The organism is Mycobacterium sp. NTMscope_Eco_3 (assembly GCF_976985685.1).
The window spans coordinates 1,266,098-1,279,181 of record NZ_CDRJYZ010000001.1 but is presented as its reverse complement, the minus strand read 5'-3'; the positions used below and the strand labels follow the sequence as shown (position 1 = coordinate 1,279,181).

Here is a 13,084-nt window from a genome sequence, read left to right as displayed (position 1 = left end):
CTTGGTCTCGCCGCCAGCGTGGCGCAGCCGTTCAAACCGGGGAAGGACGAAGTTTTGCGCATCGGGAAGATTACGATCGGCTCACTCGATGATTGGACGCTGACACCAGGCTCGGTCACCTCTTGGCACCCGACCCCCGCGGCCACCGAAAAGGCCCGGCAGGCCCCGGTGAGTTCCGTGCCGGTCAGTTATATGCAGGGCCAACACCTTCGCAACTACCGGGAACGGACGGCTGCTGGGCTGAACTTCTCACGACAGATCATCGCCACCTGTGAGGTGGCCGGGACGTGCGACGTTCCTGCCATGAACCACGCCGTCAACACGTACCTGCGTCGGCACGACACGTTCCGCAGTTGGTTCGAGGACACCGGCGACGGAGAGTTCATCAGGCGGACCATCAGCGATCCTGCCGATATTGAATTCGCACCGATCGAGCACGGCGAGATGACGGCCGACGAAATACACGCTCACGTGGTGGCCATACCGAATCCGCTGGAATGGGGCTGCTTCACCTTCGGAATTATCCAAAGCGAGAACCATTTCACCTTCTTTGCCGCGATGGATCATGTCCACGGGGACGCGACTTTGATCGGCACCACGATGATGGAGGCCAACGGCATGTACACGGCGTTGAGCGGGGGTGGTGAGGCCCTCACTCTTCCCGATGCCGGCAGCTTCGACGATTTCTGCACCCGCGAACGCGAATACACGTCGACGTTGACCCTTGATTCGCCCGAGGTGCGCGCGTGGATTGACTTCGCCGAGAACAACAATGGGGGCTTTCCCGAATTTCCGCTGCCGCTGGGTAACCCGAAGGAATCCAGCAGCAGCACCATGACCTCCGAATTGCTGATGGACGTGGCGCAGACGGAGCGATTCGAATCGGCCTGCGCGGCGGCCGGCGCCCGCTTTGTCGGGGGCCTGTTCGCCTGCCTCGCCTTGGTCGAGCACGAATTTACCGGCGCCCTCACCTATTACGGCCTCACTCCCCGGGATTCACGCAAAGCCACCGACAATTTCATGACGCAGGGTTGGTTTACCGGGTTGATTCCGATCACCGTGCCGATAGCAGCGGCCTCGTTCGGCGATGCCGCGTGGGCGGCGCAGGCGTCTTTCGATAACAGCCTGGACATGGCGAAGGTGCCCTACTACCGCGTGTTGGAATTGGCGCCGTGGCTGCGCTGGCCGCAATCGAACTTTCCGGTGTCGAACTTCTTTCATGGCGGCGCCGCCCCCCTCAACGCCATTCTTGCTGCCGCCGACCTGGGGCTTGCGAACAATATCGGGATCTACCCCGACGGCCGGTATTCACATCAGCTGACCATTTATATATTCCGGTACGGCGAAGGCACGGTCATGGCGATCATGCATCCGGACAACCCGGTCGCCCGGAAGTCTGTCGTCCGCTACATGGAAGCGATGAAGTCGGTCTGCGTGCGGGTCGCCGGCAGCGGGAGTTGGGGACGCGTCGCGTAGCGTGGAGCACTTCGATGGCGCGTGATGCGAAATCGCGCGGTTTGACCGGGCCCGGTCGAGTGCGGCCGAGTTGCCGCCGGCCGGGGGTGAGGGCGGTATGCGACGGCTAGCCGATTTTGTGGTGCGGTGGCCCTGGGCAGTGATAGGCATCTGGGTCGCGATTGCGGTCGCGCTGCCGCTGACGTTCCCGTCGCTGGGCGAGATGGCCGAGAAGCATCCGCTCGCCATCCTGCCCAGCGATGCGCCATCGAGCGTCACCGCGCGAAAGATGACCGAGGCGTTTCACGAATCGGGCTCCGAAAACCTCCTGCTGGTGGTCCTGACCAACGACAAGGGCCTGGGCCCCGCCGACGAAGCCACCTACCGAACACTGGTGGACACGCTGCGCCAGGACACGCGAGATGTCGTGATGCTGCAGGATTTCGTCAGCACACCGGCCCTGCGGTCGGTGGTGACCAGCAAAGACCACAAAGCCTGGGTGCTGCCGGTCGGCGTTGCGGGCGAATTGGGCACCCCCCACTCGTACGCCGCGTTCAACCGGATCGACGACGTCGTCAACCGCGTCGTCACCGGCACGCCGCTGACGGTGAACCTGACCGGCCCCGCGGCGACCGTCGCCGACCTCACGGTCGCGGGCGCCCGGGATCGAATGCCCATCGAGCTGGCGATCGCGGTTCTGGTGCTCATCGTCCTGCTGGTGATCTACCGCAGCGCGGTCACCATGCTGCTGCCGTTGCTGACGATCGGCACATCCCTGGTTATCGCGCAGGCGGTGGTAGCGGGCTACTCCCAACTGACCGGCTCGGGCGTCTCAAACCAGTCCGTCGTCTTCCTGAGCGCCATAATGGCCGGCGCCGGAACGGATTACGCGGTCTTTCTCATCAGCCGGTATCACGACTATTTGCGGGCGGGCGCGACTTCCGACCAGGCCGTCAAACGCGCGATGTTCTCGATCGGCAAAGTGATCGCCGCATCCGCCGCCACCGTCGGGATCACGTTTCTGCTCATCAGCTTCGCCCGGATGGGGGTGTTCAAAACGGTCGGGGCGTCGGCGGCGATCGGGATCGGTGTGGCGTTCCTCGCCGCGGTGACGTTGCTGCCGGCCGTTCTGGTGCTTGCGGGGCGGCGCGGCTGGGTCAAACCCCGGCGCGAGCTGACCGCGCGCTTCTGGCGGCGTTCGGGCATCCGCATCGTGCGGCGGCCGAAGGTCAATCTGGTCGCCAGCGTGCTGGTGTTGATCATCCTGGCCAGCTGCGCGGGCCTGGTGCGCTACAACTACGACGATCGCAAGGCTTTGCGGCCTTCCGCGCCGAGCTCCATCGGGTACGCCGCGCTGGATCGCCATTTCCCGGTGAACCAGTCCATTCCGCAGTACATCCTGGTCCAATCGCCGCACGACCTGCGCACGCCCAAGGCCCTCGCGGACCTGGAACAGTTGGCGGACCGCGTCAGCCAACTGCCGAACGTCGCTGCGGTCAGCGGCATCACCCGTCCCACCGGGAATGTGCCGGAACAATTCCGGGCGACCTATCAGGCGGGCGCCATCGGCACCCTGCTGGCGGACGGGTCCACCCTGATCAAAGACCACACAGGTGACCTCAACCGACTGGTCGCCGGCGCGGGCACGTTGGCCGACAACCTCGGCAACGTGCGAGGCCAGGTCGTCGAGCTCGCCGCGAGCGTGCAGCAACTGGAGAGCGCCTTCTCGTCGGCGAAGAACCAATACAGCGGCGACGCGCTGGTGAGACAGGTCGACCTCACGGCCCAGCTCGTCGACCATGTCAACGCGATCAGCAATTCCATGGGTTGGAACTTCTCGGCGGCCAAGAACGTGTTCGCCTGGATAGGCCCGGTGCTGGCGGCGCTGCAGGGCAACCCGCGATGCGATGCCGATCCGTCGTGCAGCGACACCCGCGGGGCCTTCGAGCAGCTGGTCGGCCCGCAAAATCAGGCGGACCTCGACGCAATCAACGAGTTGGCCCATCGACTGCAGGAGTCCCCGGACAAGCGGACGCTGAAAGCGTCGACCGAGCGTGTGCGTGCCTCGCTGGCAAAGCTCACCAAGGTGTTGCACTCCATGGGGTTGGACAAACCCGGTGGCATGCAAACGAATCTGAACACTGTGCAAGACGGTGCCAACCGATTGGCCGGCGGCAGCCGCCAAGTGGCCGACGCCGTGGCTCAACTCGTCGACCAACTCAAGCAGCTCGGTAGCGGGCTCAATGAGTCAGCGGCGTTTCTGTTGTCGCTGAAACGCGACGCCGCGCATCCGGCGATGGCCGGTTTCAATATCCCACCCCAACTGCTGCAATTAGAGCAGTTCCAAAAGGCGGCCAAGGTATTCATTTCGCCGGACGGCCACTCGGTGCGGTATTTGGTTCAAACCAAACTGAATCCGTTCAGCACCGAAGCCATGGATCAGGTCAACGCGATCACCGCGGCCGCCCGGGGGGCCCAGCCGAATACCGCTTTGGCGGACGCCACGGTGTCGATGGCGGGATATACCGTCGCCCTGAAGGACACCCGTGACTACTACCAACACGATATCCGGTTCATCATCGCGGTGACGCTTATCGTCGTGCTATTCACCTTGATCGCGCTGCTGCGCGCGATTGTCGCGCCGCTGTATCTGGTTGCTTCCGTGGTCATTTCGTATTTGTCGGCGGTGGGTATCGGCGTGCTCGTGTTTCAATACCTGCTGGGTCAGCAATTGCATTGGAGTGTGCCCCCGCTGGCATTCGTGGTGTTGGTCGCGGTGGGGGCCGACTACAACATGCTGCTCGTCTCGCGAATGCGCGAGGAGTCTGGACACAGCATGCGATACGGCATCATTCGAACGCTGGGCTCGACAGGCGGTGTGATCACCGCGGCGGGTCTGATCTTCGCTGCCTCGATGTGCGGTCTCTTGTTCTCCAGCATCAACACCGTGGTCCAGGGCGGTTTCGTGATCGGGGTGGGAATTTTGCTGGACACCTTCTTGGTGCGCACCATCACGGTTCCCGCCATCGCCGCGCTGGTAGGACGGGCGAACTGGTGGCCTTCACACGGGCGCGTACGGGCCGCAACGCGGTCACCGGACGGACGCGCCGAGCCGCAGCCCGGTTAGCACCCACACGTGATGTATGTGAGACTACGAGGCGAATCCGAGCGGTCAGGAGTAGGGATGAAGAAACTACTCGCGGGAGTGACGGCGCTGGTAACCGTCGGTGCCACAGGGTGTTTCGGCGTCAATACCGCGACGGCTGACGAGTCACCCATCGGCGGTCCGCCGACCCCGGGGGCCCCAGGCGACCAGACGGCGTTCGCCCTCGGCGGCGCTCACGTTCTGGGCATCCCCTACGACGAGTACATCCGTCAGGAGGGCGCCCAGTGGTTCCCCGGTCAGAAGCGCGAAATCGTCCGTTACCCGGCGGGGCAGGTTCAGGGGCACGTGCTGGAGCGGCTCTTCCCGGGCATCGGCAAGCTCGATGAGCAGTTCCCGGGTCTGGGTGCGGACGGCCCCAGCGTCGGCGAGTCGGTCGACGTCGGAATAGACAACCTCGATGCGGCGATCCGCACCGGCCGCCCGGGTACCGCGATCGGCTTGTCCGAGGGCGCGTTCGTGGTCGATGGCGTGCAGGCGCGGCTGGCGAATGACCCCACTGCTCCCCCGCCGGACACGCTGAATTTCGCCACGTTCGGCGACCCGATCGGGCGTCACGCCTTCGGTCAGAGCTTCCTGACCGCGATGTTCCCGGTCGGCAGCGTCGTTCCCGCACTCGACTACACGATGCCGCCGCCCTATGAGAGCCAGTACGACACAAACAGGTTCGTGGCCGCCTACGACTCGATCGCGGACTTCCCCGACCGGCCGGACAACATGTTCGCGCTCGCCAACACGCTGCTCGGCCTCGCCACCGGTCACACGGCGGTGGCCTTCACGAACCCGAGCATGGTGCCGCCGCAGAACATCAGGACGACGATCAACTCGAGGGGCGCGAAAGACACCACGATCATGGTTCCGGAAAAGCACCTTCCGCTCGTCATGCCGCTGAAATACGTTGGGATTGACGAAGGCACGCTGAACAAGCTCGACGCCATCCTGCTGCCCCGGGTGAACGCGGGCTATTCGCGAAACGACGACCCGTCGACCGCCCCGGTTCAGGTGGACCCGGTGCACGGCTTCGACCCGGCGGAGGTGACTGCGCCGGCCAACCAGGCGACCTTCGGCGGCGACGCCGACCCGCTCTCGCAGATCCTCGCCGGTGCCACGTCCGTGTTGTCGCACGGCGCAAGCGAAGTTACCGACTGAGCACGCGCCTATGTCTCAGTCATCGATCCTGTCCATGTTGCACGGACGTGCCAGCCTTCGGCCCCACGATGTGGCGTACACCTTCACCGATTACCAGCGCGACTGGGCGGGTGTGCGCGAGACGCTGACGTGGTCGCAAGTATCGCGCCGAACGCTCAACGTGGCACGCGACCTCGGCCCGCACGGGTCGGTCGGAGACAGGGCGGTAATCCTGGCGCCCCAGGGCCTCGAGTACATCGCGGCGTTCCTGGGATCCATGCAGGCCGGGCTCATCGCGGTTCCGCTGCCGCTGCCGCATCGCGGCTCGAGTCACGAGCGGGTGGCTGCGGTCCTCGCCGACACGTCGCCGTCGGTGGTTCTCACGACGTCCGACGTCGCGGAAGACGTCGCCGAATATGTCGATCAGGCACGCATGGACGACGTTCCCAAGATCGTCGAAATCGATTCGATGAACCTGGATGGCGAGGGCGAAACAAGCGTTTCGACGGATGATTTACCCAGCGTCGCGTATTTGCAGTACAGCTCGGGTTCGACCCGCACGCCGACCGGCGTGATGATCTCGCATCGGAATCTCGAGGTGAACTTCGCGCAGTTGATGCGCGGCTTCTTCGCGGACTCGCACGTCAAAGCCCCGCCGGACGCCACGATCGTGTCGTGGTTGCCCTTCTACCACGACATGGGTCTGGTGCTGGGAGTCTGCGCACCCATCCTGAGCGGCTATCGCGGCGAGCTGACGACCCCGGTCTCGTTCTTGGAGCGGCCGGCCAGATGGATGCGATCTCTGGCCGAAAATCCCCATGCCTGGTCGGCGGCGCCCAACTTCGCCTTCGACCTGGCCGCCCGCAAAACAACCGACGGCGACCTGGCCGGGCTCGACCTCGGGCAGGTGCTGGGCATCATCAGCGGCGCCGAACGTGTCGAGCCGGCCACCTTGGAACGTTTCGTGGATCGGTTCGCGCACTTCAACTTTCGCGACCACATGGTGCGTCCGTCATATGGCTTGGCGGAGGCCACCGTGTTCGTGGCGGCCGGCACCTGGAGTGAATCAGCCGAGGCGGTTCACTTCGATGTCGCGGAATTGTCCGCCGGCCGCGCTCAACGGTGTTCGGCCGGGGCCGGCACCGAGCTGGTCAAATACAAAGTGCCGCAATCACCCACGTTGCGGATCGTCGATTCCGACACCAACCGCGAATGCCCTCAGGGCGTAGTCGGTGAAATCTGGGTGCACGGCGGCAACGTCGCCGACGGCTACTGGCGCCGACCGCCGGAGGAGCAGCGATGCTTCGGCTCAACACTGGTCGAACCGTCGCCGGGGACGCCCGACGGACCCTGGCTGAGAACCGGCGACCTCGGATTCATCCACTCCGACGAACTATTCATCGTCGGCCGCATGAAGGATCTGCTGATCATCCGGGGGCGCAACCACTATCCGGAGGACATCGAGGCGACGGTCCAAGAGATCACGGGTGGTCGGGTCGCGGCGATATCGGTCCCGGTGAACAGCACCGAGAAGCTGGTCACCGTCATCGAGCTCAAGAAGCGAGGCGACTCCAACGAGGACGCGATGCACTGGTTCACCTCGGTCAAGACCGACGTCACCTCCGCGATTTCCAACGCGCACGGTGTGAATGTCGGGGACCTCGTCCTGGTACCGCCCGGGTCCATTCCCACCACGACCAGTGGCAAGATCCGGCGCGCCGCCTGTGTGGAGCAGTACAGCCGGCACGAATTCGCCCGCTTGGACGCCTGAGCCCGGGCGGTGGACGCGCGCGCGCCGACGGGTAGCGCGCTTCGCATAATGGTTCCACCCCCGCAGCGGCAAAGGAGCCACGATGAGCACAACCAGCACTGACCGTCCCCTACGCGTCATCCAGTGGACCACCGGGAACATCGGGCGGCGGTCGCTGCATGCCATCATCGGGCGGCCCGACATGGAACTGGTCGGGGTGTACGCGCACGGCGAGGACAAGGTCGGGGTGGACGCCGCCGAACTGGCGGGCTGGCCGCAGCCGACCGGGGTGAAGGCCACCAACGACATCGATGCGCTGATCGCCCTGGGCGCCGACGCGTGTTGCTACAACCCGTTGTGGCCCAGCATCGATGAGCTGGTGCGGCTGCTGGAATCGGGAGTCAACGTGTGCACGAGCGCGGCCTGGATCACCGGCGGCAAGCAGACTCCGGAGGACCGTCGACGCATCGAGGACGCCTGCCAGAAGGGCGATTCGACGATCTTCGGCAGCGGCGCGCACCCGGGCATGACCAACATGGTCGGCATGGCGCTGTCCGCCTCGTGCGAGCGCGTCGACGAGATCCGGATCACCGAGTCGGTGGACTGCTCGACCTACGAATCGGCGGAAACCCAAACCGCGATGGGGTTCTCGCAAGACCCCGACACCCCGGGGCTGGCCGAAAGCGTACGACGGGAGAGCGAGGTCTTCGCCGAGTCGGCCGCGATGATGGCCGACGCGATCGGGGCGAAGCTGGACAAGATGACCTTCGACGTCACGTTCACGGCGGCGACCGGCGACTCGGATCTAGGGTTCATGAAAATTCCGGCCGGGACCGTCGGCAGCGTCTACGGCTACCACCGGGGCTGGGTCGGCGACCGCAACGTCGTCAGCGTCGGGTTCAACTGGACCATGGGCAGCCATGTCGTCCCGCCCAAACCGCTCGAGCACGGGCACGTCATTCAGGTGTTCGGGCTGCCCAACATGCGCACGGTGCTGCACTGCCTGCCGCCCAAGGATTGGACGGAGCCCGGGTTCATGGGATTGGGAATGATCTACACCGCCATGCCTGTGACCAATGCCGTCCCGGCGGTGGTGGCGGCCCGGCCCGGCATCGTGACGCTGGCGGATTTGCCGCCGGTGACCGGCCGTCTCGCCCAGTAACGGCTATGCCGTTCGCCACACCCGGCGGCCCCGAGGAGGAACGCTTGCGTGCACTATGGTTAGGATGCCTAGCTGAGCAAATTTTCCGTTGACATCCGTGTCGTCGGCGATGGTTGGTGAGCTTTGCGGCAAGGCCCGAAGCGGTGGGCGAAAGGCGGTCAGGTGATGGCTGATCCGAAAACAAGTCCTCGCCCCGGCATCGCGACCCGCGTGCTGAAAAATGGGTGGATACCGCTGCTGCTGGTCGTCGTTCTGGCTTTGTCTGCACTCGTGGTGTCGCGGCTGCACAAGCTCTTCGGCTCGGAAGATCTCAACGCGAACGCCGGCAAGGGGATCGAAATCGTGCAGTTCAACCCGAAGGTCGTCGTCTACGAGATTTCCGGCGCCCCGGGCACCACGGCGAACATCAACTACTGGGACGAGAACGCCAACACGCATCAGGTCAACAACGCCCCGCTGCCCTGGTCGACGACGATCTCGACCACGCTGCCCTCGGTGAGCGCCAACATCATGGCGCAAAGCGACGGCCCGACGATCAATTGCAAGATCACCGTGGACGGCGTCGTCCGCGACAACCAGAACTCCGACGGCCATAACGCCCAGACCTTCTGCCTGGTGAAGTCCGCATGAGCAATGTGAACAACGAGACCGATTCCGGCGCCAGAAGCGCCGAAGACGACGCAGCCACCGGCCCGATCAGCACTCGCGGCCTGTCGAAGGCCGAGCGCGGCCACCGCCCCTACCTCCCCCACGCGATCCGCATCTTTGCGATCCCGATCATCCTGGGCTGGGTAGCGATCACCGTCTTGGTGAACGTCCTGGTCCCCTCCCTGGAAGTGGTCGGCGAGGCGCATTCGGCGCCGATGACTCCGCTGGACGCGCCGTCGATGAAGGCGATGATGCGCCTGGGCAGTAACTTCCACGAATTCAACTCGAACAGCACCGTGATGATCGTCCTGGAGGGTCAGCAGCCGCTGGGCCCGGACGCCCACAAGTACTACGACAAGCTGATCCGAGACCTGCGCAAGGATCCCGCGCACATCCAGCACATCCAGGACTTCTGGGGCGACCGCCTGACCGCTGCGGGAGCGCAGAGCGCCGACGCCAAGGGCGCGTACGTGCAGGTGAACCTCGCCGGTAATCAGGGCACCACCCAGGCCAACGACTCCGTGGACGCCGTCCGCAAGGTGATCGAGGAGAACAAGGCGCCACCCGGCGTGAAGGCCTATGTCACCGGCCCCGCCGCACTGTCCGACGACATGCACATCATCGGTAACGCCAGCCTGGCCAAGATCACGCTGTTCACCCTGGGCGCGATCGCGATCATGCTGCTGCTGGTCTACCGGTCGATCGTCACGACCCTGATCCAGCTTTTCATGACCTTCGTGGCGTTGGCGTGTGCGCGGGGCGTCGTCGCGGTTCTGGCCTATAACAACGCATTCGGGCTCACCACGTTCGCCGCCAACATCCTCACCATGCTGGCGATCGCCGCGGGAACTGACTACGGCATCTTCCTCGTCGGGCGATATCAAGAAGCCTTGGCCGCCGGTGAGGACCGAGAAACGGCTTACTACACCACATTCAAGGGCGTCGCCCCGGTCGTCCTGGGCTCCGGACTGACGATCGCGGGAGCGACCTACTGCCTGAGTTTTACCCGGCTGCCCTGGTTCAACACCATGGGCGCGCCGGTGGCGATCGGCATGCTGGTCGTGGTGCTCGCCGGGCTTTCCCTCGGCCCCGCGGTCGTCTTCATCGGCAGTCGCTTCCATTTCTTCGAAAGGCAGGCGAAGCGAGGGCGACTGTGGCGCCGGGTGGGCACCGCGGTAGTGCGTTGGCCCGCACCGATTTTGGCCGTCAGCGCCGCCATCGTCCTGGTCGGCATGGTGGCACTGCCGGGCTTCAAGCCCAGCTACAACGACCGTCACTACCTGCCGTTGTCAGCCCCCGCCAATCAAGGGCAAGAAGCCGCGAATCGGCACTTCTCCGAAGCGCGAATGAACCCCGACTTGTTGATGGTCGAATCCAACCATGACATGCGAAACCCGGCCGACATGCTGGTGTTGGACAGGGTGGCGAAAAACGAGATGCGCACGCTCGGCATCGCCATGGTTCAGGACATCACCAGGCCGCTGGGCATCCCGATTCAGCACAGCTCGATTCCGTTCCAGAACAGCGTCCAGAGCCAGACGACGATGCAGAACATGGGCTTTCTCAAGGAGCGCATGAACGACATCCTCAAAATGGCCGATGACTTGCAGACCCAAATCGACACCACGCAGCGCCAATACGAGGTGTCGCTCGATTTGGCCAACGCGGCCGACGACAGCGCCAAGACCACGCAGGTGACTTCGCAGATCACCGACAGCCTGCGCGACCACATCGCCGATTTCGACGACACGTTCCGGCCGGTCCGCACGTACTTCTACTGGGAGAAGCACTGCTACGACATTCCCGTGTGCATCGGGCTGCGATCTTTGTTCGACACGTTCGACGGGTTCGACCAATTGGCCGAGCAGTTCCACTATTTGACGACCGACATCACGCACACCGCCAAAGCGTCACGCGACCTGACCGAGCTGTTTCCCACGCTGATCGCCACTTTGAAAACGACCAGGGGCATCACGCTGACGCTCTACCAGACGTTCAAGGCGATGATCGACCAGATGGAGGCGATGAGCAACACCGGGATCGTCATGGGGCAGAGCTTTGATCAGTCGAAGAACGACGACTTCTTCTACCTGCCACCAGAAGCCTTTGATAACCCCGACTTCCAGACGGGTCTGCGCATGTTCTTGTCGCCGGACGGTAAGTCGGCGCGATTCTTCATCACCCACCAGGACGATCCGATGACGCCGGAGGGAATTGAACGGGTGGCGGCCGAACGCACCGCCGCGCAGGAGGCGCTGAAGCAATCCTCGCTGGCCGACGCCAAGGTGTACCTCGGCGGAACCGCCGCGACGTTCAAGGACATGGCTGACGGTGAGAAGTACGACCTGATGATCGCCGTCATCGCGTCACTGACGCTGATCTTCATGATCATGCTGCTGCTGACACGAAGCGTGGTGGCCGCACTGGTCATCGTCGGCACCGCTGCCAGCTCGATCGCGGCGTCTTTCGGTCTGTCCGTGCTGATTTGGCAGGATTTGTTCGGCATCAATATCCACTGGATCGTGATGGCGCTGGCGGTCATCATCCTGCTGGCGGTCGGATCCGACTACAACCTGCTGCTGGTGTCCCGGTTCAGGGAAGAGATCCATCACGGCCTCAAGACCGGGATCATCCGGTCGATGGCCGGGACCGGTGGGGTGGTGACGGCCGCGGGTCTGGTGTTCGCGTTCACCATGGCGTCCATGCTGGGGAGCGATCTGCGCGTGCTCGGGCAGTTCGGGTCGACGGTCTGCATCGGTCTGCTGCTCGACACGCTGATCGTGCGCACGCTGCTGATGCCGTCGATCGCCACCCTGCTCGGGCGGTGGTTCTGGTGGCCGCAGGTCGTGCACCCGCGCGGGGACAACGCGCGACGGCCGGTGAGCGCCTAGGCCGTTGGTGGCGACCCGCAGTGCCCGGCTACGCCGCGCTTGCGATCGCCACTAAGCTTCGGCGAGCGCCACGCTCACCGCGACCGCGCCCGCGCCGACGTGCAGCGCCAGCACCGGCCCCAGCTCGGTGACGATCGCCGGCTCACACGCCGGTAACCGCTTGCCCAGCGCCGTCGCCACCTCGGTGGCGCCGTCCGGGTTGTTGACGTGGTGCACCGCCAGGGCGGCCATGCCGTCGCCGACGACCTGGCAGACCCGCTCGATCATCGCCTCGGTCGCATGACTGACGGTGCGCACCCGTTGGGCCAGAACGAGTTTCCCGTCGTCGATACGCAGCAACGGTTTCAGTGCGAGCGCGGTGCCCAGCCACGCCTTGGCGCCCCCGATGCGGCCGCTGCGGCGCAGGTTGTCCAGCCGGTGCACCACGATGAAGGCGTGCCCACGGTCCACGGCCGAGCGCGCGGCATCCGCGACGGTGTCCAGGTCACCGCCCGCGGCAGCCGCCCGTGCTGCGGCCACGGCGACGAATCCGGTGCCCATCGCGGCCGACTTGGAGTCGACGACGCGCACGTTGGGATCCAGGTCGGCCGCGGTACGTTCGGCGGCGCGGCACGTTCCCGACAGCGCCGACGAAAGGTGCACCGCCACAACGCCGTCGGCGCCGCTGTCGGCCAACGCCTGCTGGTAGGCGTCGGCGAGTTCGGCCGGGGTGGCCGCCGCGGTGGTCGCCGCCAGCTTGTGGATGTCACCCGGAATGTCGTCCACGCCGTCACGCAGATCGGCGCCGTCGAGCAGGATGTGCAGCGGAACGACGCGTATCCGCCACCTGTCGCGCAGGTCGGCCGGCAGACGCGCCGACGAATCGGTCACCACCACGACAGTCACGA

General features: G+C 64.8%; 8 protein-coding genes. 7 read left to right on the top strand and 1 reads right to left on the bottom strand.

Going from position 1 to position 13,084, the window contains the following annotated elements:
• Nucleotides 1-54 precede the first annotated feature (54 nt).
• From AC0KTM_RS06035 to AC0KTM_RS06005, 7 genes are all read left to right on the top strand, one after another.
• On the top strand, nt 55-1,476 hold the full coding sequence (locus AC0KTM_RS06035; protein WP_225327172.1) for a condensation domain-containing protein: 1,422 nt from the start codon (nt 55-57) through the stop codon (nt 1,474-1,476).
• Nucleotides 1,477-1,573: 97 nt separating this feature from the next.
• Nucleotides 1,574-4,582 carry an MMPL/RND family transporter gene (locus AC0KTM_RS06030; RefSeq protein WP_238957543.1) on the top strand — a complete coding sequence of 1,003 codons (3,009 nt, stop codon included), beginning with the start codon at nt 1,574-1,576 and terminating at the stop codon, nt 4,580-4,582.
• 57 nt (nt 4,583-4,639) lie between these two features.
• Nucleotides 4,640-5,767: an acyltransferase PE gene (gene pe / locus AC0KTM_RS06025; RefSeq protein WP_225327133.1), complete on the top strand. Its 1,128-nt coding sequence runs from the start codon at nt 4,640-4,642 to the stop codon at nt 5,765-5,767.
• 10 nt (nt 5,768-5,777) lie between these two features.
• Nucleotides 5,778-7,517, top strand: coding sequence for an AMP-binding protein (locus AC0KTM_RS06020; protein ID WP_238957542.1), 1,740 nt, complete (start codon nt 5,778-5,780; stop codon nt 7,515-7,517).
• 82 nt (nt 7,518-7,599) lie between these two features.
• Nucleotides 7,600-8,658, top strand: coding sequence for an NAD(P)H-dependent amine dehydrogenase family protein (locus tag AC0KTM_RS06015; RefSeq protein ID WP_472415166.1), 1,059 nt, complete (start codon nt 7,600-7,602; stop codon nt 8,656-8,658).
• 165 nt (nt 8,659-8,823) lie between these two features.
• Entirely contained in the window at nt 8,824-9,288 is a 465-nt protein-coding gene (locus tag AC0KTM_RS06010) for an MmpS family transport accessory protein (protein WP_225327130.1), read from the top strand.
• Entirely contained in the window at nt 9,285-12,197 is a 2,913-nt protein-coding gene (locus AC0KTM_RS06005; protein WP_225327129.1) for an MMPL/RND family transporter, read from the top strand. Before AC0KTM_RS06010 ends, AC0KTM_RS06005 begins: the two co-directional genes overlap by 4 nt.
• Before the next feature lie 51 nt (nt 12,198-12,248).
• On the opposite strand, the gene AC0KTM_RS06000 is transcribed toward AC0KTM_RS06005, so the two are convergent.
• Nucleotides 12,249-13,082 carry a DegV family protein gene (locus AC0KTM_RS06000; RefSeq protein ID WP_238957539.1) on the bottom strand — a complete coding sequence of 278 codons (834 nt, stop codon included), beginning with the start codon at nt 13,080-13,082 and terminating at the stop codon, nt 12,249-12,251.
• Nucleotides 13,083-13,084: the final 2 nt, after the last annotated feature.

Excerpts from the sequence above, each read along its gene's own strand:
- AC0KTM_RS06030 (WP_238957543.1), top strand. The coding sequence starts at position 1,574 with ATGCGACGGCTAGCCGATTTTGTGGTGCGGTGGCCCTGGGCAGTGATA.
- pe (WP_225327133.1), top strand. The coding sequence starts at position 4,640 with ATGAAGAAACTACTCGCGGGAGTGACGGCGCTGGTAACCGTCGGTGCC.
- AC0KTM_RS06020 (WP_238957542.1), top strand. The coding sequence starts at position 5,778 with ATGTCTCAGTCATCGATCCTGTCCATGTTGCACGGACGTGCCAGCCTT.
- AC0KTM_RS06015 (WP_472415166.1), top strand. The coding sequence starts at position 7,600 with ATGAGCACAACCAGCACTGACCGTCCCCTACGCGTCATCCAGTGGACC.
- AC0KTM_RS06010 (WP_225327130.1), top strand. The coding sequence starts at position 8,824 with ATGGCTGATCCGAAAACAAGTCCTCGCCCCGGCATCGCGACCCGCGTG.
- AC0KTM_RS06005 (WP_225327129.1), top strand. The coding sequence starts at position 9,285 with ATGAGCAATGTGAACAACGAGACCGATTCCGGCGCCAGAAGCGCCGAA.